The organism is Bradyrhizobium sp. URHC0002 (assembly GCF_054059515.1).
The window spans coordinates 7,815,476-7,839,901 of record NZ_JBSSCF010000001.1 but is presented as its reverse complement, the minus strand read 5'-3'; the positions used below and the strand labels follow the sequence as shown (position 1 = coordinate 7,839,901).

The following is a 24,426-nucleotide window of genomic DNA, read 5'->3' as shown; positions in this document are numbered from 1 at the left end:
AGCAAGACCCGGCGAACCATATCGGAATCCCGCGGCATCAGGCGCGACCTTGGAAGATGCGATCGTCAGCGCGTTCGTGAGCACTTTTCCTTTGCTCCACTACCCAGGAAGCTGCGCTTTGCGACGGCCAGCGGCTTTTTCGCCTTGCGCGCGCAGGCCGATCAATGGGTTGTGGCAGCGAACTTTCCGAGCTCGGCCTTTGCGCTCATCTCGATTGCATCAGCGGTCATGGCTGCCGGTACGTTGACCCACCAGCCTCTGGGTAATGCGCTTCTGCCCAATATCAGTTCCCTAGGTGGGCGAGGGCAACGTTGACGGCTGAGCAGCAGCGTCAGCGCGCCCACGGCCCTTCCGGATCCTCAACATGGTCGACGACGTGACCAAGGAGCGCCTGGGGCCATTCCGGAGACGTCGTTTTCCGAGCGGCGCGCTGCCGAGAACTCACGGCGATCGTCGGAGCAGATTATCGCGGAGTTGGAGGAGCGGGGGCAAGGACGGCCGACCTGGCTCGCAAGCATGGGATCTCCGAAGCGACAATCTACAACTGGAAGGCCAGATTCGGCGGCAGGGATGTCTCTGAGGCCAAGCGGTTGAAAGCGCTGGAACAGGAGAATGCACGCCGGGTGAGCAGCTCGGCGAGCTCACAGTCACGTGTCACCATCCCGATGAAGCCGACGTCCTCTTCTGCTCATGGCAAGATGCGGCGCGAATCCCTACACACGCCAGGCATAGAGCCAGACCAAATATTTTGCGCTCGGTGCCGACAAAAACGGCGTGGGCATGGGTGGCCCTGGCAGTTCATCACACACCTCTGCGCGGCTAACCGTGATGCGGAAGCCCGCTTGCGTAAGCGCCGTCCACAGTTCCGCCACCTGGTCTTGCACATCAGGATTGCAATGCAATTCGCACGAAAGATAGTTGACCAACCTCATTTTGCCCGTGGCGCACAGGTCTTTGAGCACGCCAAATTCGCTGCCCTCAATATCGACCTTGAGATAATCCACCGGCTCGGTAATCAGGTCACTTAAACGCACGGCGTTCACCAACACCCCTGGCCGCGGCGCCAGGTCGGGCCGCTGCTTATCGCCGACATGGCCGCCCAGTGATCCCTCGGGCACAAACGATACCTTGCCAGTGGCATCGCTAACGGCGGCGCGAACCACCGTGACCGAGGTGAGGCCCAGCGTGCGCACATTCTCTTCCAGAACGTCGGCGATTTGCGGGTCGGCCTCAAAGACGGTGATGCGGGCACGCGGATAGCGCTGCTTGAACCAGATCACACTCATGCCAATGTTCCCACCGCAATCAAGGATCACCGGCGCGTCGCCTAATCCGGCGACCTCATAGTCGCGATCCAGAAAAATCTCACGATAGAGCGTCATCATCATCCCGGCGTCCATATAGCGCACCGGCCCGAAGGGAAAGCGAAACGCGCCGGGGACGCGGCGAGGTTTGCGCTCGCCCAACCAGAAGAGGCGCAAGCAAGTCCACGAGCGTGTTCGTCTGATGACATGGACCATACCACGCGCCTGCCTGACCAGGTCTGCCAGGCTAAGGCTTTTTGGTGGGGAGCCAGCCGCTTGTACACTCATGCAAGTTCTTCCTTCCTCACAGGGTATGCAGACATCGATACGCTCATCTGCGCTTTTGCCCGCGCGCGGCCCCAGGGCAGCCGACCGCACAGTACGGCCCAGAGCTGGCTGACCTCTGGCACACGCAAGGCCAGCAGCAGCGCAGCATAGATCGCCAGGCCCGCGGCGCTCAGCAAAACGATCTGTACCAGCAGTGGCAGCGCGGCCACCTGGGGCAGCATCGCCAGCAGCGCGCATGTCAGCCACAGGAACGCGGCCGCCACCGCGGTTTTGCCCAGCGAAAGACCAAGCTGCGGCAGGCGCAGCCCTTGCAGCCGTTTGTTGAGAATGAGCAGCAGCGTCAGCGCGCCGATCAGATAGGTCAGCGTGGTAGCGAACGCAATACCTGCCACGCCCCAGATTTGCATCAGCAGATAGTCAAGGACGGCGTTGAGCACCAGCGAAAGCACGGCAACGTTGCGCAGCGTGCGATTATCTTGCAGGGCGTTATACATCCGCCCGTTGATAAAGCCGTAGGTGGCGATGAATATATTCGGCGCGAGAAACATCACGGCGGACGCCACCACATCGGTGGCCTGCGCACTAAAATTGCCATGGTGATAGAAAATCTCCACCACCGGGCGCGACAACGAACTCAGCAGCGCGCCAGCGGGCAAGAGGATGATTGCGGAAAAAATGACCACCTGGCGGAAGGTGGTGGTTAAGAGCGTAAATTGGCGGCGGGCCACCTGCAGCGCGAAGATCGGCAAGAGCGCCGTGGAGAGCGCCGTATAAAAGATCCCCGAGGGCGTATCCACCAGCTTGATCGCGTAGTTGAGCGAGGCAATGCTGCCCGGCGGCAAGAGCGAAGCCATAAACTGATCGATCAGATTGTTGCCGTTGACCAACAGCGCCCCAATCAGCATGGGCGTGGAAAGCGCGGCAATGCGCTGAATGCCCGGATGCCGCCACGAAAAATCGAAATGAAAGCGCAGCCCCATGCGCAGATAGGCAACGACGAGCAGCAACAAATTCAGCGAATAACCCACAATCGTGGCCCAGCCCAGGGCATAGATGCCCCAGGAAGGCGCTAACAGCAGAAACGCGATGGTGCTCAGCGTAATCGTGGCGGGAGCCAGCGCTGGCAGAGCAAACCGCCCATAGGCATTCAGAACGGAGCCAACCAGCGTCACCAGCACTTGCAACAAGAGCACGGGCATCAAGAAGCGCAGGAGAACGACCGCTAGCGTCTGCGTGGGGGCATCCATTTGCCGCGCGAAGACCGTCACCACCAGCGGCGCGCCCGCGACCAGCGCCACCGTCACCACCAGCGCAATCAGCGCGCCCAGCGTCATCGCTGCCCAGAGCAGGCGCATGGACTCCGCCTCGCCTTTGTTTTCGCGGTAGTCCACAAAGACCGGAATCAATGCCGCGCCCACGGCCGCAGCCAAGATGGCAGAAATGGTTGTGGGCACGATCAGCGCCACCGTATATGCGTCCATGGCTGGACCAGCGCCAAAGGCCGAAGCCGTCAGCACCTGGCTGACGATGCTCAGCAGCCTGGCGGCAACGGTGACATAGAACACGACCGAGATGGCGCGGCCAGCGTCAATCACGGTCCCCTGGCTTTTGGGCGCGCCATTGGGTGGGGGAGCCGTTTCCTCAAGGTTTGTGGATGTACTCATGCCTAAATTGCCTCATAAAGCTCCCGTGCTGCAACGGACTCGCGTGCGAGCGAGGTCACGATGAAGCGCGGATTGGCGCCCTTCGGCAGATGCTCCGCCTTGGCCACCACGCGGCGCTGGCAGCAGATACCCTTTCGATATCAGCTTGCGGGCGCCATCAAGGTTGTGGGCGAAGAGACTAGCGAACGTGTTGCCCACTAGCTTTGGGCGGGTTCCGGGAGCGGCGCGCGGCAGGAAATAGAATAGGGACTGCGGCAGGAACAGGGGAAAGAGGATCAACTCCGTTTGGGCGACCAGCCACGCCAGGCGGTAGTCCCCGAACTCCTGCGTGGACAGGTGGCGGACCAGAATGACAGGGACCAAAAACTGCAGAGCATACTCCAGCAGCCCTGCGGCCGCGAGAAATCCTGACTTGCCGCGAATTCGCGATCTCATGCCGCGCGCGCGTCTCCTGTGTGCGGCCCGCTCCAGCAGGCTTTCGTACCTCCTGCGGAATGGAGCAAAGGAACGCTGCTCAGAGACACGCTGACGATCGCATCTTCCGAGGTCGTGCCTGATACCGCGGGATTCCCACATAGTTCGCTCGGCCTCGCTGACGTAGTTGATCCGCTGCACCAAAGACGATTACCGCAAGTAACGACGAAGCAACAGTAGGTGGGTTCGCCGAGCAGCACTATTGCGGGCTTCTGGTGATCGAGAATAGGTAACCCGAAAGGGTCGAGCCGCGGACCGGTTCAAAATACTATGCTGCTAGTTCCCTTGGCGAACACACGACTCGGCACGAGCCGCGGGGCCGTTCGGCGGAGAACCAGTTCTCTCGCTCGGCGATCCAAAGCTCTCCACGCCGATTGAACTTCCCGGTTTAGCGCTTGCCCCATTCCGCGATCTGCTGGTCTGGGCTTCAATGGGTTAACCCGAAAGGGTCGAGCCGCGAGCCGGTTCAAAATACTATGCTGCAAGGGCGTGAGTTTGGATGCCATGCGATGACGTCCTCTCATTAGGGAACTCATTTCAAGCATGTGCGGAATTTCCGGTATTTGGGAGCGCAATGGTTGCAGCCTGCAAGATCTGAAAAGACGGGCGTCTGCAATGACGCAAACCCTGAGCCACCGCGGGCCGGACGGCAGCGGAGTTTGGTTAGGCGAGCAGGCAAGCATTGCCTTCGGGCAGCGTCGCCTGGCAATTATCGACTTGTCCCCAATGGGACATGCTGTGACACGACGAGGAAAACATTTCGCGGAGGAATGAAATGAGCGTGAAGAGGGGGCTTGGCCGCAAGGACGAGTATATCGTCGGCCTGAACGGCGCGCGGCCGCCGTCCATCAATTTCTATACGCTGTTCAGGGACTATACGAAAATTAGCGCCTTCCAACTCGTGCAATATTCGACGTTGGAGGTTGTTGCGCTCATCCGCTGTTCCGAACCTCTGTCGGCAGAGGAAAAAGCGCGTCTCCAACAGGCGCTCGTTCTGCACATCGGAAAAGGCGTCCCGATCTACATCGAAGAGCGGGAGAAATTCTTCACCGATTCTGACGGCAAAGTGCTCATCATTTCGCGACAGATGGGCAGTTACAAGCTCTCGTCATTTGAGAGCTACAGCCTGCCAGCGCAGCATGCCTGGGCCGATCAACGGCAGGGAATCGCGTCTTATAAGCTCGATTGGAACGAGGCCGACGAGGCGCCTGATCGGGAGCTGCTCGCAGTCATGCGCGAGCTGTTTTCGAGCGACCATTACCTGAAATGGTATCCGGAAACGCGCCATGCCGGCCTTTTGAAGAGACTAGCGGCGCACGTGGCTGTCGGGTCTGACGGACATATTCTTCTTACGCACGGCTCCGACAACGGCCTTCGCCTGATTTTGCAGGCATTTACCGATAAGAGCGTGTGCATGTTGATCATGCCCACGTACGACAATTTCCGCGCCCAAGCGCAGGGGTTCGGCAACAGAATCGTCGGTCATCCCATGCGCGACGGCTCGGCCGCTTCTCTGGATGGCCTATTGAAGGAAATGGAGCGGCAAGAGCCGCGTCTGCTCTACGTCACCAATCCTAACAATCCCATCGGTTACCAGATCAACAATGCCGGGCTTGCGCGGCTCTTGTCTAGCGCGGCCAGGTTCCACGGCCTCGTGGTTGTCGACGAGGCATATTGGGAATTTTCCGGAGAGACTGCCCTTCCGCTTTTACGCGACCATGACAATCTTGTCATTGTTCGCACCTTTTCGAAGGCCTTCGGCCTTGCCGGCATGCGCTTGGGCTATGTCCTGGCGCGGCCAGCTCTGATTGCTGCACTGGAAAGGATCGACAATGTGAAGGACGTGACCATGTTCAGCGCTATCGCGGCGGAATATTTGCTTGATCATTATGCCAAGGTGCAATCCTTTGTGGCGGCGGTCAACGCCAACAAAGAAGCATTCTACGCCTATTGCCGCGACCGCGGTATCCGTTATTTCCCTTCGGCGGGGAATTTCGTCTCCTACGAAGTCGATTCCGCTGAACGTTATCTTTCTTTTATGGCGGAACGGCGGGTCTTTCTGCGTGACCGCAGTGCTTATTTCGATGGCGAATTCGTTCGCGCCACAATCGGCGGAGGAGAAGGCTTCACGAAATTTCTCGCGGCCGACAGTGCTTACAGAACCGCAATTGCTACTAACGCCGCTTAGAAACCTTCGTGAGCGGAAAGGAGGAGGGAATTTTGCCCGGAAATGAGGGCGAAGTGATGGATGCCGTCTCGGAAAGGCACTTCCCGCCTTCCATCGGGATCGTAGCTATTGCTGTCCTGCTCGTGTCTGCCTCAGAGCAAATGCATTTATTTGCTTTGATCGTTCTGTCTCTGTGGCTTTGGCCAAGGCCTTCGAAAATCGTTGTTCCACTCGCCGTTAGCATATTCCGAGTTCAATCCGCGATCCTTGCGCGCGGGATGAGAAAAAAACACGTGTCCGCCGCCCGCCCTGATTTCGCGCGTCACGTGATCGCTCCTTGGCCTTGATCCCTTTCAGAATCAGACCGATGACAGGGATGCCGTCAGAGCAGGTGACTTCGTCGCCCAAAATCACGTGGACGCGCGCCGGCTGAGCCTGCCCCCGGAACCCAGCCGCGCCGGACATGATGTCACTCGCTCATCGAGAGCACGTCGATCCATGCGCGCTCGCTCATAAAGAGCGCGCATACGTGTTGTATCCGTCAAACGAATGACTGGTGTGGATGTACAAGGCAAATTTGAGCATCGGCGGGGCATCATTCGGTGGTATCTTTCTTCCACTAAATTTAACATATTAACGGTGGGCGCCAGCTGGCGTTTGGCTGATATGTCCTATTGTTCGGATGATTGACCACCGGTTCGACCGCGCTTTTCTTTCCAAGAACGGCCCCGGGTCGACGGCACACGCATTTCCTACCAGTGAAAGCAAAGGAATATCGCTGGCGCTGTCGCCAAAGGCCCAGCTCTCCTTCCACTCTATCGCGCCTATGTTAGGTAGTTCTTGGCGCACTTTCACGACCTTTCCTTCACCCAGACAATCGGTGCCCTGGATGCGACCGGTATAAGTCCCAGATGAATCCCTTTCGAGGACCGTGCATATGAGCCCCGCTCCGACCGATTCAGCGAACGGCCGGAGATATACATCGAGACCTGCACTCACCAGATATACAGAGAAGCCGGACGCCTTGAGCTTTTCGAGCAGACGGATCACGTCTTCTTTGTATCGATTGTGCAGACGCTCCGCATACGCTTCGGCGGCTGCGCTCAGATCCCTTTCTCGATACCCGGCATACAGCCTAATTAAATGCGCGCGGTGCGTATCCCCGCTCAGCAATCCTATTCGGTAAAAAAGACTATAAAAGAAGTGGTTGATGAACTTTCCGCGTCCGAAACCTGGATTGTGTTTAGAGGAAAGTAAAAAGTGCCGCGTAAAATCGGTGATGGTGTAAACATCCACCAGCGTCTGGCACACGTCAAATAGTGCTACCTTAGTGTGATGCGCCGGCATACTCTCAGCCATAAAGTTACGCATAAAGGGCTTAGGTCCGCATCGGAACCAAAGGTCCGGAGCCGAGCGGGCTCTGGCGAAATGATGTCTTGATCACAGGAGGCAGAAAATTCTCGAACCTTTGAATATCATTTTATACCGATAAGCGTCGACACGCCAGTCGCCTTTGTCGCCAAATCGATAAAGCGAAACGATTAGCGGGCCGATGAAGAAAATGTTCACGCCCTCATCGTTCAGAAGGTCGACTTTCTTCCCCGCTCCACTCGACATCGCAAGTTCCGCGATCACCGCGCATGCGGAATCTGCTTCGAACGCGTACCGTCCAGAAAGATTCGCAATGATCTCTTCGTTCGTAGCATTACGGGCGAGTTCGACGACGCCGATCTCAAATCGTGTAGAGGGTGCGATTGGCTTGGCGCGCAAAAGAACATTCTTTGAGAATTCGGTCCATGGATAGATACCGTTCGTCTTCCTGCCAAATACCTCTAAGCTGGTGCCCGGTGAAAGGAGCAGCGACACTTGCCGATGCCGGATGAGCACGAGCGTTTGGTTTACGGCCTCTTCGATCGCTGTTTCGATGTGTTGCGCGAATTCGTTGCCGCGGGCGCCGAGATTCGTCAGGACCAAGCTCGGGTCATCATATTTCGCTACTACTTTTGGAAGCGCCGTTGCAACGGCGATGGTGACGAGCGAATGGATTTTGTCCACCTGTTCGGCCATGAAGGGTGTACCACTCATGTAAGTTATCCTTCCTTGAACGTGCTGAATCGAGGCCCCGAGGCGCTCTTGAGCTGCGTGAATTGTACCACTTTTTGACCAGACACACGGCAACAAAGCATAGGTTTACGCCTCCAAACACGAACCTGAGAATCGCACGATAGATTCGACGCGCCTCGTCGCTGGAAGATACGAATGATAGGTTGTTCGTAGTCTTCGCCGAAGAAACACTGCGAGTGCGTACGCATCTAGGACTTTTTGTTGTGTACCTTGCGACGGCGTGAACGCGGTTTTCGGTTCGCTATATGTCGATCCAATGCGTCGGCGCGCGTGAGAAAATCGATAACCTCGTCCCCTACCGGAACCGGAAGCTCTGAGGCGGCTTCATTGTAGTCAATCCTCAGCACCGGCGAATGCGCCGTTTTTGTACCGCGCATTATGTGAAGCAATGGGATAGTCGCGCACGTGTTTGATGGATTTGTTAGCTTCCAAGAGTCTTCCCAATCCAGTAGTTCGGCGCAATATTCCAAAAGCTACCTCCCTCAAAATCGAAAGATTCAGGGAAAAGGGGTTCTCGACCGCTTCCGTGATAATGCGTCAATTCGCCGAAAAAGATCCTGTCGTCGGGATTGAATAGATCGACTCGGACGTAATCGAACGGTGCAGCAAGTTTCTCCGAAATACGAATCATATCGGAAAGCCGGGGTGGCGGAGATATATAAGGACCTTTTGGATACTTCCAGCCAGCATCCAGCTGCCGCCAATCTGGCGTGAACAAGCTCCGTCTGCCACTTCGTTCGCCGTCCATCTTCGGCGTTGCGTGAATGAACTTACAGGTGCCGTGAAAGACATGAAATTTATAATCTTGCGCAATTCCCCCGTTTTCCTCACGAAGAAGTGCCTCGACTATTACCTTCCTGCGGATGCTCCAATATGCCCACTCGTGCTTAAAGATGCCGTACGGGATTTTTAGCCATTTCGTTAATCTTACGATCATTTTCTGTCGGTCGACGTTTTCGCCAGTTCGGACTAAAATCGTGCCGCCTGAATCGTGATTGGTTTTAACGACGTATTCCGCAGGCAACGTATCGAACGGTATTTGCCGCGGATCATCCCCGACATACAACAATGGGACGAGTATCTTATCGGCCTCCGGCCCCAAAGCCTTTTCTACGTACTCGCGCACAAGATATTTGTCCGACGTCGGCGGAAGAAGCGGGTTGCGGTCGAACAACTTCTTCCACACTATTTTTTGATTGAGGCTTTTCGGATTTGTCAGATCGAGCTCGTAGCCTACGTATTTCAGAAACATAGCCTTTTCATATTTATATCCGCTCATCGTCTCGAAGAAGTTGAATATATGACCGCAAGACGCGTACACCGGAGCCCAGTGCCAAAGCGTTTCGCGCAACCGAGCGAGTAAAGACTTCATTGCAGACGCCCGCCTTTTCAGATCTTGCAGGCTGCAACCATTACGCTCCCAAATACCGGAAATTCCGCTCATGCTTGAAAAGAGCTCCCTAATGAGAGGACGTCAACGCCTGGCATCCAAACTCACACCCTAGCAGCATAGTATTTTGAACCGGTCCGCGGCTCGACCCTTTCGAGTTACCCATTCTCGATCACAGGAGAAGCCTGATCTTCCCCCGAAAAAATGGACAGGGTTAAGCTGCTTTTGAGAGCTGGCTCCGCAAATCTGAACAGAGCGATAAGTGGAGTTTCTGACGGCGGGCAAGATTGGCCGCGAATCAGGAGAGACGATGAGCAGACGAGCACGCCGGAACCACACGCCGGCTTTCAAGGCGAAGGTGGGCGCTTGCCGCGGTCAAGGGCGATCGAACACTGACTCAATTGGCGGAGCAGTTTGACGTGCATCCCAATCAGATCACGTCGTGGAAAGCCCAGCTTGAGGGCGGGGCCGCCGATGTGTTCGCTCCAGGGGGCGGCAATGCCGCGGCGCTGCCCGCCATCGATGTGAAGTCGCTGCACGCCAAGATCGGGGAGCTGACGCTGGAGAACGATTTTTTAGAAGGAGCGCTCAGCAAAGCCGGCCTGCTGAGCGCAAAGCGATGATCGACCGTGATCGCGATCTGCCGATCACCAGGCAGGCGGAGGTTTTGACGATCAGCCGCGGGCAGCGTGTATTATCTACCGCGTGCAGTCTCTTCAGCCGACCTCGCGTTCATGCAGCGTCTCGATCGACTGCACCTGGAGTATCCCTTCGCCGGTTCGCGTATGTTGCGCGGCCTGCTGGCTTTGCAAGGGTGCAAGATTGGCCGCCGGCATGTGAAGACGCTGATGCGGCGGATGGGGATAGAGGCGCTCTATCGCCGTCCGCGCACCACCAAGCCTGAGCCCGGCCACAAGATCTATCCGTATCTGCTGCGCGGCATGGAGATCGCCCGACCGAACCAGGTCTGGGCCATGGACATCACGTACATTCCGATGGCGCACGGCTTCGTCTATCTCGCCGTTGTGCTGGACTGGGCGACACGTCGTGTTCTGTCGTGGCGGCTGTCGGTCACGATGGAGGCGGCATTCTGCATCGAGACCCTGGAGGATGCATTGGCGCGCCACGGCAAGCTCGAAATCCTCAATACCGACCAAGGCTCGCAGTTCACTGGAACGACGTTTACCGACGTGCTTGCCAGCGGCGGCATCGCTATCAGCATGGACGGCAAAGGAGCTTGGCGGGACAACGTGTTCGTCGAGCGGCTGTGGCGCAGCATCAAATATGAGGAGGTATATCTGCGGGCCTACGACACCGTCAGTGCGGCACGGGATTCAATCGGCCGTTATCTCGACTTCTACAACCGCCTCCGTCCTCATTCGAGTCTTGACGGCGGCACCCCGGATCAAGCCTACTTCAACCCGCCCCCAATCCGCATGGCGGCTTAATCCCGGCAGACCCTCCACTTACCCGCGCGGAGATTCTGTTCAGACAACCGAGACCAGCTCTTTTAGCTGCCGCCCTAGAGGCAGGCGCAGTATCGGTTCGTGGCTTTGACTATGACGCGAATTCAGTCGCTGCGAGCCGATACGTGCAGGCTCAGGTAGGCAATCCCTCTAACACGCGACTCGGCACGATCTGCGGGACCGTTCGGCGGAGAACAGTTCCCTCGCTCAGCCATCCAAAGCTCTTCATGGCGGTGACTTCCCGGCTTAGCGCTCTGGGCTTCTCCTGTGATCGAGAGTGGGTAATCCGAAAGCGCTGAGCCGCAGACCGGTTCAAAAGGCTAAGCTGCTAGGGTGTGAGTTTGGATGGCATGCGTTGACGTCCTCTCATTAGGGAGCTCGTTTCAAGCATGTGCGGAATTTCCGGTATTTGGGAGCGTAATGGTTGCCGCCTGCAAGATCTGAAAAGGCGGGCGTCTGCAATGACGCAGACCCTGAGCCACCGCGGGCCGGACGACAGCGGAGTTTGGTTAGGCGAGCAAGCCAGCATTGCCTTCGGGCAGCGTCGCCTGGCAATTATCGACCTGTCCCCAATGGGACATCAACCAATGGTCTCGGCCAACGGGCAATATGCAATTACGTTCAACGGTGAAATATACAACTTCCGGGAACTGAGGGCCGAATTGGAGCGTTGCGGAGTTCGGTTTCGTGGGCATTCAGATACAGAAGTTATTGTCGAGGGATTCGCCCAATGGGGCGTCAAATCGACCATCGCCCGCTTGAACGGGATGTTCGCAATTGCAGCGTGGGACGCTGGAGAGCGTCAACTGTTCCTGGCTCGCGATCGAATGGGCGAAAAGCCGCTTTATTGGGCGATCTTCGATGGACTGGTTTTGTTCGGATCGGAATTGAAGGCGCTGCGCGCTCATCCCGGTTGGAAGCCAAGTCTCAATCGTGGAGCGATCGCCGCCTTTCTTCGGCATAGTTATGTGCCGGGTCCATTCACGATCTATGAAAATGTCTACAAACTGCCGCCCGCCGGGTTCGTCAAAATTGCGAGCGGCGGCGGTCCCGAAGTGGGCGCGTACTGGGATCTGGCCGGTGTTGCTTCGCGAGGTCAGCGCAATACGCTTCAGGCTGACGAAGAGGGATTGATCGATGAGCTCGACGCGTTGCTGCATGATGCAGTATCGCGCCGCATGATTGCGGATGTTCCGCTTGGCGCCTTTCTGTCGGGCGGCTATGATTCATCTACAGTCGTCGCACTGATGCAGAAAACTTCTCTGAGACCAGTCCGGACGTTTACCATCAGCTTTGAGAACCCCGCATTCGACGAAGCGAAGCACGCTGAGGCTGTCGCGCGACATCTTGGGACCGACCATACAACGTTTCCCGTTAGCGGCGCTGACGCTCTCGCTGTGGTGCCGAAATTGGCCGAGATGTATGACGAGCCATTCGCTGACCCCTCCCAGATCCCGACCCATATTGTTTCCGCGTTGACGCGAAAACGCGTCACGGTAGCTCTGTCAGGAGATGGTGGAGACGAATTGTTTTCCGGGTACGACGGGTATCAATGGACGGAGAACGTTTGGCGACCGGGTGCGAAGATTCCCCTTGGGCTCCGCCGCCTCGTGTCTTCAAGCATTCGCGCTGTGCCGCCTAGCACTTACAACAGCATAGCGCGCTATGTGCCATACTTTCGGCGGGTGCCACGTGTCGGTCAAAAGGCCCATCGGTTGGCGCAAATCCTCTCAGAGTCATCGATCGATTCCGTGTACTATCAGGTTGTCTCGCGCCACCAGAACCCAGACAATCTTGTAAAAGGATCACAAGAGGTGCGGACAGCCTGCTGGGGGCAGAACCTCAAGGTCCTCTTGCCAGATCCGGTGGACCGTATGCGCTACCTGGACATGTGCACGTATTTGCCCGATGACATCCTGACCAAGGTTGACCGTGCCTCTATGGCTGTCGCTCTCGAGGTGCGCGTTCCATTGCTCGACCATCGCGTGGTTGAATGGGTCTGGAAGCTGCCGTCATTTCAGAACGCGCGTGCCCCACGCCCCAAACACTTGCTCCGGCGTGTTCTTGCCCGCTATGTGCCCGATCGTTTGGTCGAGCGCCCGAAAATGGGGTTCGCGGTTCCGCTTGCAGATTGGTTGCGCGGTCCGTTACGGAATTGGGCCGAAGACCTGATGAACGAAGCTTGCCTGAGCGCCGGTGATATTTTTCAGGTCGGGGCCATTCGCTCGCTCTGGGCCGAATTCTTGAGCGGAGATAATGAGCGGTATTTGCTCATCTGGAACATTCTAATGTTTCAGGCGTGGCATCGTCGGTGGGGCGATGCGTCGGTGGCGGATATCGGAACAAGACGTTTGGCATCCGTTTTGAATTGAAGATATGGCGATGACACCTCTATCGTTTTTGCCGGACTCCAGCGGTGTGCGACCTTACACGAGCGCTTTTGACGGTGGCGTTCTCTGTAATCTCTGGGGAGCCCTCTGTCGAGAACCGCCGATGCGATTCCTGACAACGTCAAATGCGCATTCTCAGTCATACGGGCACATCTACTCGAAAGTCGCCGAACTGCTAATCGTATTGCGGTCCCATCAAGCTCGGGGTGTCACGTGCGAATTCTCTCGATAGATCTTTCCATTCCCTATCTATTGAAGGACGATGACTATCCGATCGGCGGCTGGGCCGTCCAACTTTCAATATGGCTTCGCGCGCTTGAAAACGCCGGTCACGAAGCCGCTCTCCTTACCTGGAAGGGTGCTTTGGCCCATGTAGGTTCGGGCCAGCAAATCAAACTTATCGAAACCTATGATCCCGCGCGTGGGGTGCGGGTTGCGAAGTATTTCTACTCATACATCCCAAAAATATTGGCAGCTGCCCGCGCCTATCATCCAGATGTTATGATCCAGGGCGTATGTGGGGTCCATACCGCCATCATGGCTTTCGTCGCCGGCCAACTGGGGATTCCGTTCGTTCACCGCATTGTCAGCGACATGAATGTCGATGAACGATGCAAAGCCGGTCTTCGATCTTATGAATGGTTAGCTTATTCTTGGGCTCGGCATCGAACAGCCGCGTTTCTCTGTCAAAATGAGTATCAACGGCAAAAATTGGCTGCGCTCTTTCCGGGCAAGCCTATACACATCGTTCATAATGCTGTTGTCGTAGCAGAGGACGCGCCCGCTCCTTTGCCGCGGGCAGAACGCAGATATGTCGCCTGGCTTGGTGTCTTCCGCGATGGAAAGAATTTGCCATTGCTGCTTCGAATCGCCCAGGAATTTCCGGCCATCAAATTCCGCGTGGCAGGGATGCCAGACCGAGTGGTTGATCAAGTGACGCTGGATGCCGTGAATGGCCTGCGCCATCTGTCAAACGTGGAACTGGTTGGCCTCGTCCGGCGGGCAGACGTTCAAAAATTTCTATCAAAAGCGACGATGCTTCTCTGCACATCGGATGTCGAGGGCTTCTCGAACGTGTTCCTGGAAGCTCTCGCCGCGGGCACACCTGTCGTGACGCGCCGGCAAGTCGATCCGGACTCGTTCGTCCTGCGTCATAATCTTGGCGCGTCGGCTGAGGACGAGTTGGCACTTTCCAAATCCGTGACGGCATTCTGGGATATGGACGCGAATGAATACAACGCGGTCGCTCGCCAGTGTCAAATCTATGTTAAGGCCAATCACTCGCCGACGGTAAAAGCTCGCGAGTTAATTGCGGCTTTGACGCCTCTTGTCGCCAAGTCAAAACGCCCAGGGCAGCCACTTTTAACTGACCCACTCGAAGTGGACGCCATTTGAACGAAATGTTCTCACAAGCAACGAGGAATTTCCTTCCAGTACGCTAACCGACTTTGACAACAGCGTATTGCCGCCGTGATGTTCCGACTACGACGACAATGCAGAGGAAAAGAATGATGATGGTTCCGCACGGCGAGACTAGATGTCGAGAGTTCATTCGACGGTGAGATTCCGTAGGTCCACGATGAGTGCATCTTTAAGCCATAACGACCGAGCGCTTCTCACGCTGCCATCGGTCGCGCAAGCTGGAACATTTTTCTTTCTGTTGTTTGTGTTCATGTGGCCCTTCCAGCGCGCACCACTTCTGACGGACAATTTGTTCGACATCCAGGGGCTTAAACCCTTCAACTTATTATCGGCAGTAGTCTTCGCTTATCTGGTGTTCGACACTGCGCCCCTGCACGCGACCGACAAAATCGAACGAACATCCATCAGAATTTTTCTCCTGTACTTCGCAATTCTTGCCATCGCCCTCATTCGAGCAGTTCCAAACGCGCCCCTTTTGCATAGTCGCTTCCCTGATTCATTTCCGGAGTCCTACTTTGACTTTGTACTGTCGGCTTGCTTTGTGCCGACCTTTTACATTCTATCCTTTCTGTTCATCCTTAAGCGTATGTGCTCCTTTCAGGAGCTCGAGAAGATCACGTCGGTGATCTGCCTTTCGATGCTATTGCTATCAATCGCTTTTATCGCGCTCGTGCTGATGAATCCGTCCGTTCTGCTTTCAGGTCACACGGGTGGAATAGGTGATGGCGACCGGAAGGAAATGGCCCAGTTGTGCATTGCGTATTTTGGAACCCATTACAATTTGATTGGAAGCATGTACATTTGTACCGTACCCTTGTTGCTCCATCGAGCTCTTACGCGCGGCGCTCTCTGGATCGCACCCCTGGGTCTATCGCTCCTGGCGGTTCTTCTCCTCGAGTCACGAGCCGCGCTTATCACAGTAGCGGCTTCGTGTTCCCTGTTTCTGATCCTGCGGCGCAGGTTTGACATTTTAATTCTTGGTGTTGCGGCGGCTGGCGTTACATCGTTGGTGTGGATCGGACCAACCGTTGTCGCTGTTCTTTCGATCGGGTTCGGCAAGAGTTCCAGCGTCTCGGCCGATGCATTGCTGACGGGGCGAGCTGATCACCTTTGGGGTCCGCTGCTGGAGGAATGGACGAGCAGTATCGACCTGTTCCTGTTTGGCGCTGGTCGCTACGGAATGGTGACAAGCCAACTTTGGGACACAGGAACCCTGATACAGGCCAACGTAGCGCATAATGCAATTATCGAATTCTTTCTTGCTTGCGGGGTGATTTTAACCGTTGTGGTTCTAATTTTCCTTCTCGTTGGAACGGCTACCGCCTGGCGAGTGGGGCGAAGGTTGAATAGTGGCCTATATTGGGCTCTGTTCGCGAGCATCTTTGGTTATGGGATTAGTATGGCCACTGGGCGTGACATCCTTCCGACAATTGAAAACATGTATGCATTTCCGATCATTGCGATGATGATCAACTTGGCGCGGTTGCGGTATCTCGCGAGCCAACCGGCGCCACGTGAATGATTGGCTTCCAGACAACCCATTGCGCCGAGCCGTTACCGATACCAAGCGTGGCCGCCGTAACTCTTGGCAACGATCCGCTGTTTTTCTTCGAGTGTGCAACACCGGCGAGCGCCCGTTGCCACTACTTCCAGCCGCCGGGAGACCTTCGACATAGGCCTATAGCCGGTCATACGCCGATGTCTTCGCTCTACGTCACACTCCGCAAGGCGGCCTTCGCCGAAGCGATCCGCCTAAGGGCATCTTTGCGGGTTCACCAGTCACTGGAAAGTTCTTTGTTCCTTGACTCGGAAAGTATCTGTCCGGTGAAGGCCGCCTTGCCCTTGCCGAATGAGGCGTGTCGTTGAGAACTGTCTGCGCTTCATGCCCGGGACGCTGTCGTAAACATCAAGGATGGATCGAACATGAGAAAACTCCTGCTTGCCGCGGTGATCGCCTGCCTCGCTGTCATCTCCACCGCGTGTGGCATGAATACGACCGGCACAATCACGAATTTCGAGACCACGCCTGGATCCAAGATTATCGTCGGCGGCGACGCCTACAACATTGAGACGGCGGGTAAGAGCTACAGTATGACCAACCCCGACCCGCAGACCCTGCGGTTTGAGGTCCGGAAGGGCGAAAATTGGGCACCGCATGATGGCTCATACTGTGAGCGTTCTGAAATTCAAGATAGCTCGTCGGGCGTCGCGACCAGCTGGGGGGGGGCAGTGATCCTGCCCGGTACTCCGATTAACTTGAACTATAAGTTCATGGTGGAGGCCAACGGGCCCAACGGGTCATTTGTCAACACTCAAAACCGGTCGAACGGCTGGTTTGTCGTCGGTCAAATGCACAATGACGACGATGCGAGCGGCGTAGGGACCTCACCGCCGTTCGCGGTCCAGATGGACGGCAACCATCTGCAAATTGTCGCCCGCTATGTTCGGCCCGGTGGGAATCCCAGCAATTCCGCATCCGATCTCCACATGATGACGCTGTGGACCGACCCGAATCCGATCCAGACCGGTGTCTACAACGACATCAAGGTCCAAGCCAATTTTTCCAACAGCGGCGGCGGGTACCTGCAGGTCTCGATCAACGGCAAGCAGGTTGTGAACTACCAGGGTCCGTTGGGCTTTGGGCAAGGCACTTATTGGGTATACGGCATCTATCGCTCGACGGCGCCCGAGACAGCCGCCGTCGCTTATCGCAACATGACGCTGACATATGGCGCGGCCGCCACGGCCGCCGGAATTCCCGGGCCGCAAGGTCCAGCCGGGCTGAAGCTCACCCCGATCAAGTGACCGCCTTACTCGGCAAGCAGGCTCTCTCGCTAGAGGAGATCGCCGTGCGCATGAAGTGCACGCGGCTGGACGTGTTTCGCATCCTGCAGGTGAGCAGGGATTTCCCTTGTAGACCCCAGCCCGCTGGCTCCAGGAACAGGCTCCTTTGTTTTCCGATCCACGACGCAGGCGGAAGCCGAAGTTCGAGAAGGACTGATGCACACCATCCGCAGGTCGACGGCCGCGACCCTGACATAGCCGCCGAACTCCATCGTTAACCGCATTGGCGCCGGAGGTCTTCCCCAAGCTTGGATGGCACTGCTGGCCTCAGAAACGGCCGCTAATAGCGTTGCCTCCGCCAAGGGCCGGGTACCAGAAAGTCAACCCAGAGCAGCCGTGGGGCCGGGAAGGGGCAATCTATGGGTTAAGAGACTGCGCTAACGTAATCCGCCGATCGGCATGTATCGCCCCCACTGGCCCCAAAGGGTCGGTGGGGGCTTTTTGCATTTTCAGCCACCCATCTGGGGTACCTAATAGGTCCAAGCGGGCGGTTGTCGATATCTGGTAGTCTGGACAGCCAAAACTCGGGCTTGTCATCATGCAATATCGGCGCGAGATCGATGGTTTGCGGGCCGTTGCTGTCGTGCCCGTCATACTCTTCCATGCGGGATTCCAGATCTTTCGGGGCGGCTTCGTCGGCGTCGACATCTTTTTTGTTATCAGCGGCTACCTGATCACCACCATCATCCTGGGCGACATGAAGGACGGAAGGTTTAGCCTGCTGAACTTCTACGAACGCCGGATGCGCCGGATACTGCCAGCGCTTTTCGTGATGCTGGCGGTGACGTTGCCGCTGGCGTGGTTATTCCTGTTCCCTAGCGATCTGAAGCGGTTTGCACAGAGTCTGGTGGCAGTATCCGGTTTCGCGTCCAACTTGCTTTTCTGGAGAACCAGCGGCTACTTTGAGGAGTCGGCTGAATTAAAACCACTGCTGCATACCTGGAGCTTAGCGGTCGAGGAACAATACTACGTTCTCTTCCCCTTGTTCCTGCTGCTGGCGTGGCGTTTGGGACTGCGCAACATTGCGAGTTTACTTGTTGTGGTCGCGCTGGGGAGTCTCGCCTATTGCCAGTGGGGATCGGTGCACCAGCCTGACGCCGCCTTTTATCTGTTGCCATCACGGGCGTGGGAACTGATCATTGGCGCTCTTGCGGCCGTCTACCTGTTCACTCGGCCGGCCCCGCGCATGGGCACGCTGGCCGGCGATATTGCCGGCATGGCTGGCATCGCGATGATCGCGTATTCCATCTTCGTGTTCGAGAAGGGTGACCTCCCCGGGCTGCGTGCGCTGGTGCCGACCGCAGGCGCCGCATTGATCATCCTATTCGCCAGTCCCCGGAACATGGCAGGCAGGGTGCTGGCCAGCCCCGTGCCTGTCGCCATCGGGTTGATCAGTTACAGCGCATACCTATGGCATCAGCCCCTGTTCGCGTTCGCCCGCGTCGGCAGGATGAATGAGCCCGCCGTGTGGGTGATGGCCAGCCTGGCGTTGCTGTCGCTCGCACTCGCGGCTGTGAGCCAGAAATACGTGGAGGTTCCGTTCAGGAATAAGACCGTGTTCGCCCGGCGGCAGATCTTTACATATGCCGGCGTGGGCACCGTCCTGTTCGTCGGTCTCGGCGTGCTGGGTCACCTTGCCGACGGCTTCGAAAGCCGGCTCACGCCAGAACAGCGCACCGTGCTGGCGTTCAAGTCCTATCCGTACCGAGATGTATATCTGGAGGGGACGTGCTTCCTGACGCCTGAGCAGGACACGTTTGCCCATGAATGTAAGGGAACGGGCGGCACCGTGATCTGGGGCGATTCGCATGCCGCCGCCCTATCGTTCGGCCTACGTGAAACGCTCGGTGATGTCACCCAATACACCGCCAGCGCCTGCCCACCGTTTATGGGGCTCGACATTTCCGACCGACCCAATTGCAGGAAGGTCAACGACTTTGTTTTGGAACAGATACGCCGGTTGCCGTCGGCCCAGGTCTTCCTGCATGCGGACTGGCTGCATTACCGCGATCTGAACCCGCCCGCGAAGCTCGTTGCCACCATCGACGCCATCAAGCGTCTTGCGCCCGCAGCAGTGGTCACGGTGGTTGGATCGGTACCGCAATGGCCGTCTGGCCTGCCAGCGCACCTGGCCAGTCAACGGGTGGAGCTGGATGGAACGTATTTCCTGCGCCTGCCGACCATGCAGGAACTTCGCGCCCTCGACCGGTCGATCGCCGTGGCCGTGGCGAGCAAGGCGCTGTTCCTGTCACCGCTTGATCTCCTGTGCGACAATGGCAAGTGCCAGGCCACGACGACCTATGGGGGCGGCGTCGTCGTCACGGCATGGGATTATGGCCACCTGACCAAAGGCGGTTCGCTGCTGTTATCCCGAAAAATTTTCGAGCGTGAGGACTTTATCGCTCATCTCGATCCTCCTTGAGCCTATCATCGGCATTCGGCCGTAGCCGATGTCGCGCCAGTCCTCCCCGACGTACGACGTGCGCCTTTGCCGCTGCGAGGCACTCCGAAATGGCCCATTCAAGCTGCTGACGATTGTTGGCAGAATTGGGCGCTTGTTCGATCGCATCCGCATCATCAAACACGAAGCTGTCCCTGCCTGCGGCAGCTTTGAGGTCCAATTGCCGGATCGGCCGAGCCAATACTTCTACTGGGATGACATTCCGGCACGCCGGGCTCAGGCGTACCTCGGAAATCCCCATGTGAGGTTTTCGGTACGCACAGGTCGCTCGAATGAGATTGATCGCAATCCGGTCTTACTGGAGAACCAACGATGATCGATCGCGAAGACGCTCGCCCCTCCGCGGCGCTAATTAGGGCGCGCTTCGCGAGCAGCTGCGCCTCGGACACGATCCCCGGCAGAAGCCGGGCCGTTACCGCGCTCGCCCTCGCACGAATTGTCCAGAGTGCATTGAAGCCGACCAATGAGTGATAGTATCGCTTTCGCGACCAGGGCATGGGCTGTCGGATTCCAGTGAGCATCTCTTGGATACTCAAACCGACTACCGTGAAGCTGAAAATCGGCAAAGAACAGAGGATCCATGTCAATCACTTCGTAGCCCAACGTTTCGGCCGTCTTGCGAAACACAGTCCTCATGATATCAAAGTAGCTTCCTTTACCAGCGTTCGCTGCATCCGGATATCGGAACCCGTCCATCGTAAATGTAATGCGATCTGGTTGGAGGCCAGTATATTTCGGCAGATCGCGAAAGAATGCGTTGATCGCTGCAATAGACGCCTCTATTCGCGCAGGATCCGGACTAGCATCCGTATTAGCCACATAAACTGTTGTGGGACGATCAATAGCAACAAAGGATTGAAGCCATTGCGCATTCGATAGCGTCTCCTTGATTTGTAAATTAGGGAAGAGGTATCGTGCAAGGGCACTCATCTTTAGAACAGACCGAATTGCTCCCACGTGAAACTCGAGCAATTGCAGACGGAGTTGCTCGCTTGTCTCTGGAGCGTAAATCCAGAAACCGGAAACCTGTCGACTATAGCTCAAGTGACTTTCGTCATAGTCGTTCGAAACAACGTTTATGATTAGCGCCTTCGCTTTGTATTCTCGAGCTGCATGCGCAGCCCAGACAAGGTATTGACTCAGAGGCGCACCTGATGCGGCAAAACTGTAAACTCGAAATTTTCCCTTGAGGGATTCAGATAGATGGCCTTGCCCGGTGCTATCAGACGGGACAGCTAGGGCTTCGATGTATGAGTCCCCGATGCGCGCGATGAGCGCGGACGAGCAAGCGATGTTCGGCATCGACAAGCTCAACGTGTCGCGCTCGGAAATTCCGGCCGTGACCCATATCGACTATTCCGCGCGCATCCAGACGGTGAGCCGCGACACCAATCCCAAGTTCCACCGGCTGCTCACCGAATTCAAACGGCTCACAGGATGTCCGGTGCTGGTCAACACCTCTTTCAACGTACGCGGCGAGCCGATCGTCTGCACACCGGAGGACGCGTTCCGCTGCTTTATGGGGAGTGAACTAGACCTGCTCGCGGTCGGCAATTGCGTGCTCAAAAAGTCCGAGCAAAATACCGCGCTCAAGCAGGACTATAGCTCTGCATTTGAATTGGATTAGGGGGCTTGCGGACTAAATTCCCCGATGCGTGGTCCACCGCCCAACTAATAGCGCCCGCGGCCGCTAACTGCGCGTCGAATCATCGCAGCCGGAGAATAGATGCCAAGCTTGGCTTCCTGCCGCGGAGCCCGGATGGCGCGTTTCGAACCTGCCGATACTGCGCCGCATCCTCGAGGCATCCCGATGATCTGTTTGCCTGCATCGAGGTCGGCGCCCACCGACAAGAACTGCAAGACCTGATGTCGATGCGCCGTCGAAAGATCGTAAGCGCCAAGCTGCGGCAGTGCAGGCTTTGAAGTGAGGGCATGAGGGCATCGATCTGGGAGGTCGGGGAGCCCCGCGCGATCCGTTCGAGAGTCTGAGGAGCCAGGCATGCGGATCGACGTCATTCATCTTTGCCGTCTGCAGCAGAGTGGCGATGGTTGCCCAGGTCCGGCCACCGCCGTGGCTGCCCGCGCAGAGCGCATTTTTCCTCGTAATTGTTTGTGGCCTTATTGCCCGCCCGACGATGTTCGCGTCGATCTCGAAGAACCCGCAAATCAGGCGGGAAGGGCGGCGCTGACCTGCAGGTTCGCCCTCGCGGGGAGAGCCGGTTTGCGGATGATAAAGATGATGTCGTTGTAATCGGGGCTTAGGCGGCCCAGGGACAGGACCTGAAGCGTCTTCGTGTACGCTTCCGCTAGCTTCTGCTTAAGGCGGTTTTTGAGTGGGTCGCCAAGCATCCCATATTCGGCGGCCAGGACCAGTCCGTTCTCTCCGCAGAACGCCCGAATGCCTTCGCGCGACACCACCTTGTCGTAGCTGACCGGGTAGGGGCCGCAGCCCGGCTTGCCGGCGTTCTTATGTCCGCGAATCAGACGATAGTAGAGCACGTGAAACCAGTGCGGCGTCATCCTGGCGGTGAAGCCGTACACCGAATAGGGGTCGGGGATCATGATGATGATCAGCCCGCCCGGCTTCACCCATCTGTTGAAGTTCTCCAGAACCTGCTGTGCCCCCGGCACGTGCTCCAGGACGAAGGAGCTGAAGATGACGTCGAAGGTCCGATGACCGAAATCGGCTGTGCGCAGATCCCCGACGATGGCTTCGTGGAGGTCTTTCGTTTCGTCGCGCCGGATGCGAAGGGCTTCGGGGTCGAGGTCGATGCCGGTCAGCACATGCCCGCCGTCGCCGATGTCGAGATACCACCTCGGGCCGCAACCAGCCTCGAGGATCTCAAGACGCTTACTGGGATCCTTGATCGAGCGGATCTCGCGGGACATCACCTGCATCGCGTGATCCCAACCGTTCGTCAGCGGAATCCGGGTTCGTGCTTTCATCGACTTGGCTCCCTTGGCGCAAGCTGACTTCCCGTCAGTCCTCTCCGCGGCGGCGCACTCAGCAGGGGCGTTCCGCCCCGGCGACCTGGGCAACGGATGCGGAGAGTCCAGGGTAACTGGTTATCGGGCTTGTCCTATCGTCAAATTCGCCTCAAGTGCCGGCCATTTCGGATTACCCCGGCTTGATCCCGGCCGTGGCCCACCAAGAAGGGCTTCTTTAGGGCGGTCGCGCGTCGGCGGGGCGGATACCGATCGTCGGTGAAGATGGCAGTCTTCACCCCGAACCCGTGAGGCGCACTGGCTTTGCATTTGCCGATGCTTCAAATTGATGATCTGGTCGAACCGCGTCCGGAAGAGGTCGCTCGATCCTGCCATCCTCTGCGCTTGGAGAAGTTTTCTGCCCGCTGGTGAGGATGCGATCCGACAGATTGCGCAGCATTCCTATAGCGATTCCAAGAAGCAGCCCTCCAGCGAGCGCTATTCCAAGCACGATTCTAGGTCTTGGCGAACTTGCCCGCAAAGGAGGCGACGCCCCGTTGACGAGACTCGCCTCAAACACCGGCGAGGCTTGTTGCTGTATCGCCTCTGTCTTACGCAGCACGTAGCGAAAATTATCATAGGCGTTCTTTGATGATTCCGCAGCGGCTGCCAATTTATCAATGGTCGCAGCTGAATCCGCTGCCTCTTTCCGATTCTTACTGTATTCTTCCAACGCCTTTTGGGCAGCTAATGCTTGAGTGCTCAATTCGTTCAGTCGATCCTTGACCCATTTCTCCTCTTGCAAGCCGCCCTTGTCCACCTGACGGGTAATATAATTCTCTGCAACGGCGTTTAGGATCTGCGCCGCTCGATCAGGATCTCTGGCGTCGAAGGTAATCTCGACAAGATACGTAGGGCCGACACGCTTGGCCGAAAGCTTGCGTTCGAACGGTTCCACGGCATAGCGCGTGGCGCTAGCTTCCGTCTGCGGTTTACTCCAGCCGAGCAGCCGGGATATCATGCCGCTAACCTGGCGGGTCGTAAATTCCGGGTCTTGAGTAAGACCGAGCTTTTCGATCACGGCGCTAGCGACGGCCTCAGACTTTATGATTGCGATCTGGCTTTCCAGGATCGTTGACACCGCCGAAGCATCTACAAGGGTCGCTTTTGAGTTTACGATGAGTAGCGCCTTGGCGGTGAACGTCGGTACCGCGGTGATGAGGTAGAGTGCAGCAACGCCAACCGCCGCGAAACATGTCAGCGATATGATCGGTATATTTCGTCGTATGAATGCCAGCACGGCCAGCGCGTCTGCCAGCGACACGACCGGCCCTGGACGAAATTCAGGCGGCCTATCGTCGCGATTTGTCCAATTATCGGTCCTGTTGTTGTTCTGCAACATTTTCCTACCAGCCTGATAGTGGATGCTCAAACACGTGCGGCAAGTCGAGTGGCTTCCATCTTACGCAGCACGTGGCGAAAATTATCATAGGCGTTTCTCGGACGA

General features: G+C 57.0%; 15 protein-coding genes and 4 pseudogenes. 9 read left to right on the top strand and 10 right to left on the bottom strand.

Annotation, left to right across the window (positions count from 1 at the left end; genetic code table 11):
- Nucleotides 1-462: 462 nt before the first annotated feature.
- A pseudogene (locus ACVWVY_RS37725) lies at nt 463-620 on the top strand (transposase); the annotation flags it as partial.
- Between the two features lie 93 nt (nt 621-713).
- Here ACVWVY_RS37725 and ACVWVY_RS37720 read toward each other — a convergent pair.
- The 3 genes from ACVWVY_RS37720 to ACVWVY_RS37710 form a co-directional block, all read right to left on the bottom strand.
- Entirely contained in the window at nt 714-1,481 is a 768-nt protein-coding gene (locus tag ACVWVY_RS37720; RefSeq protein ID WP_456631161.1) for an FkbM family methyltransferase, read from the bottom strand.
- A gap of 107 nt (nt 1,482-1,588) precedes the next feature.
- On the bottom strand, nt 1,589-3,256 hold the full coding sequence (murJ, locus tag ACVWVY_RS37715) for a murein biosynthesis integral membrane protein MurJ (protein WP_456631160.1): 1,668 nt from the start codon (nt 3,254-3,256) through the stop codon (nt 1,589-1,591).
- A 12-nt stretch (nt 3,257-3,268) separates the two neighbouring features.
- Complete coding sequence (locus ACVWVY_RS37710) at nt 3,269-3,691, bottom strand: hypothetical protein (protein ID WP_456631159.1); 423 nt, start codon at nt 3,689-3,691, stop codon at nt 3,269-3,271.
- A gap of 814 nt (nt 3,692-4,505) precedes the next feature.
- Between ACVWVY_RS37710 and ACVWVY_RS37705 the strand changes: the two genes are divergently transcribed.
- Nucleotides 4,506-5,918 (top strand): pyridoxal phosphate-dependent aminotransferase, encoded by a 1,413-nt coding sequence (locus ACVWVY_RS37705; protein WP_456631158.1) that lies wholly within the window; start codon nt 4,506-4,508, stop codon nt 5,916-5,918.
- A gap of 612 nt (nt 5,919-6,530) precedes the next feature.
- Here ACVWVY_RS37705 and ACVWVY_RS37700 read toward each other — a convergent pair.
- From ACVWVY_RS37700 to ACVWVY_RS37690, 3 genes are all read right to left on the bottom strand, one after another.
- Nucleotides 6,531-7,256, bottom strand: coding sequence for an HAD family hydrolase (locus ACVWVY_RS37700; protein ID WP_456631157.1), 726 nt, complete (start codon nt 7,254-7,256; stop codon nt 6,531-6,533).
- A gap of 81 nt (nt 7,257-7,337) precedes the next feature.
- The gene (locus ACVWVY_RS37695) at nt 7,338-7,982 is read right to left on the bottom strand and encodes a hypothetical protein (protein WP_456631156.1); all 645 of its coding nucleotides are present in this window, start codon (nt 7,980-7,982) and stop codon (nt 7,338-7,340) included.
- Nucleotides 7,983-8,442: 460 nt separating this feature from the next.
- Nucleotides 8,443-9,465 carry an ATP-grasp fold amidoligase family protein gene (locus ACVWVY_RS37690; RefSeq protein ID WP_456631155.1) on the bottom strand — a complete coding sequence of 341 codons (1,023 nt, stop codon included), beginning with the start codon at nt 9,463-9,465 and terminating at the stop codon, nt 8,443-8,445.
- A 256-nt stretch (nt 9,466-9,721) separates the two neighbouring features.
- Here ACVWVY_RS37690 and ACVWVY_RS37685 point away from each other — a divergent pair.
- The 6 genes and pseudogenes from ACVWVY_RS37685 (at nt 9,722) to ACVWVY_RS37660 (ending at nt 19,955) form a co-directional block, all read left to right on the top strand.
- A pseudogene (locus tag ACVWVY_RS37685) lies at nt 9,722-10,859 on the top strand (IS3 family transposase).
- Between the two features lie 407 nt (nt 10,860-11,266).
- Nucleotides 11,267-13,249 carry an asparagine synthase (glutamine-hydrolyzing) gene (gene asnB / locus ACVWVY_RS37680; protein ID WP_456631154.1) on the top strand — a complete coding sequence of 661 codons (1,983 nt, stop codon included), beginning with the start codon at nt 11,267-11,269 and terminating at the stop codon, nt 13,247-13,249.
- Nucleotides 13,250-13,480: 231 nt separating this feature from the next.
- Nucleotides 13,481-14,662 carry a glycosyltransferase family 4 protein gene (locus tag ACVWVY_RS37675; protein WP_456631153.1) on the top strand — a complete coding sequence of 394 codons (1,182 nt, stop codon included), beginning with the start codon at nt 13,481-13,483 and terminating at the stop codon, nt 14,660-14,662.
- 184 nt (nt 14,663-14,846) lie between these two features.
- Nucleotides 14,847-16,211, top strand: coding sequence for a hypothetical protein (locus tag ACVWVY_RS37670; protein WP_456631152.1), 1,365 nt, complete (start codon nt 14,847-14,849; stop codon nt 16,209-16,211).
- A gap of 401 nt (nt 16,212-16,612) precedes the next feature.
- Complete coding sequence (locus ACVWVY_RS37665; RefSeq protein WP_456631151.1) at nt 16,613-17,494, top strand: heparin lyase I family protein; 882 nt, start codon at nt 16,613-16,615, stop codon at nt 17,492-17,494.
- A gap of 577 nt (nt 17,495-18,071) precedes the next feature.
- Nucleotides 18,072-19,955 carry an acyltransferase family protein gene (locus ACVWVY_RS37660; RefSeq protein WP_456631150.1) on the top strand — a complete coding sequence of 628 codons (1,884 nt, stop codon included), beginning with the start codon at nt 18,072-18,074 and terminating at the stop codon, nt 19,953-19,955.
- Nucleotides 19,956-20,342: 387 nt separating this feature from the next.
- Here ACVWVY_RS37660 and ACVWVY_RS37655 read toward each other — a convergent pair whose 3' ends face one another.
- Nucleotides 20,343-21,296, bottom strand: a complete 954-nt coding sequence (locus ACVWVY_RS37655; protein WP_456632504.1) for a hypothetical protein — start codon at nt 21,294-21,296, stop codon at nt 20,343-20,345.
- Between ACVWVY_RS37655 and ACVWVY_RS37650 the strand changes: the two are divergent.
- A pseudogene (locus ACVWVY_RS37650) lies at nt 21,262-21,621 on the top strand (carbamoyltransferase C-terminal domain-containing protein); the annotation flags it as partial. The gene ACVWVY_RS37655 and the pseudogene ACVWVY_RS37650 overlap by 35 nt on opposite strands.
- A gap of 301 nt (nt 21,622-21,922) precedes the next feature.
- Here the strand turns inward: ACVWVY_RS37650 and ACVWVY_RS37645 are convergent.
- From ACVWVY_RS37645 to ACVWVY_RS37635, 3 genes and pseudogenes are all read right to left on the bottom strand, one after another.
- Nucleotides 21,923-22,155, bottom strand: a pseudogene (locus ACVWVY_RS37645) (transposase domain-containing protein); the annotation flags it as partial.
- Between the two features lie 5 nt (nt 22,156-22,160).
- Nucleotides 22,161-22,940: a class I SAM-dependent methyltransferase gene (locus ACVWVY_RS37640; protein ID WP_456631149.1), complete on the bottom strand. Its 780-nt coding sequence runs from the start codon at nt 22,938-22,940 to the stop codon at nt 22,161-22,163.
- 274 nt (nt 22,941-23,214) lie between these two features.
- Nucleotides 23,215-24,321: a Wzz/FepE/Etk N-terminal domain-containing protein gene (locus ACVWVY_RS37635; RefSeq protein WP_456631148.1), complete on the bottom strand. Its 1,107-nt coding sequence runs from the start codon at nt 24,319-24,321 to the stop codon at nt 23,215-23,217.
- Nucleotides 24,322-24,426 lie beyond the last annotated feature (105 nt).

What these genes read in the sequence shown, in the direction of transcription:
- ACVWVY_RS37700 (WP_456631157.1), bottom strand. Translation starts at nt 7,256, where the DNA reads ATGGCTGAGAGTATGCCGGCGCATCACACTAAGGTAGCACTATTTGAC.
- ACVWVY_RS37670 (WP_456631152.1), top strand. Translation starts at nt 14,847, where the DNA reads ATGAGTGCATCTTTAAGCCATAACGACCGAGCGCTTCTCACGCTGCCA.
- ACVWVY_RS37660 (WP_456631150.1), top strand. Translation starts at nt 18,072, where the DNA reads ATGCAATATCGGCGCGAGATCGATGGTTTGCGGGCCGTTGCTGTCGTG.
- ACVWVY_RS37655 (WP_456632504.1), bottom strand. Translation starts at nt 21,296, where the DNA reads ATGCCGAACATCGCTTGCTCGTCCGCGCTCATCGCGCGCATCGGGGAC.
- ACVWVY_RS37640 (WP_456631149.1), bottom strand. Translation starts at nt 22,940, where the DNA reads ATGAAAGCACGAACCCGGATTCCGCTGACGAACGGTTGGGATCACGCG.
- murJ (WP_456631160.1), bottom strand. Translation starts at nt 3,256, where the DNA reads ATGAGTACATCCACAAACCTTGAGGAAACGGCTCCCCCACCCAATGGC.
- ACVWVY_RS37690 (WP_456631155.1), bottom strand. Translation starts at nt 9,465, where the DNA reads ATGAGCGGAATTTCCGGTATTTGGGAGCGTAATGGTTGCAGCCTGCAA.
- ACVWVY_RS37695 (WP_456631156.1), bottom strand. Translation starts at nt 7,982, where the DNA reads ATGAGTGGTACACCCTTCATGGCCGAACAGGTGGACAAAATCCATTCG.
- ACVWVY_RS37635 (WP_456631148.1), bottom strand. Translation starts at nt 24,321, where the DNA reads ATGTTGCAGAACAACAACAGGACCGATAATTGGACAAATCGCGACGAT.
- ACVWVY_RS37705 (WP_456631158.1), top strand. Translation starts at nt 4,506, where the DNA reads ATGAGCGTGAAGAGGGGGCTTGGCCGCAAGGACGAGTATATCGTCGGC.
- ACVWVY_RS37665 (WP_456631151.1), top strand. Translation starts at nt 16,613, where the DNA reads ATGAGAAAACTCCTGCTTGCCGCGGTGATCGCCTGCCTCGCTGTCATC.
- ACVWVY_RS37710 (WP_456631159.1), bottom strand. Translation starts at nt 3,691, where the DNA reads ATGAGATCGCGAATTCGCGGCAAGTCAGGATTTCTCGCGGCCGCAGGG.
- asnB (WP_456631154.1), top strand. Translation starts at nt 11,267, where the DNA reads ATGTGCGGAATTTCCGGTATTTGGGAGCGTAATGGTTGCCGCCTGCAA.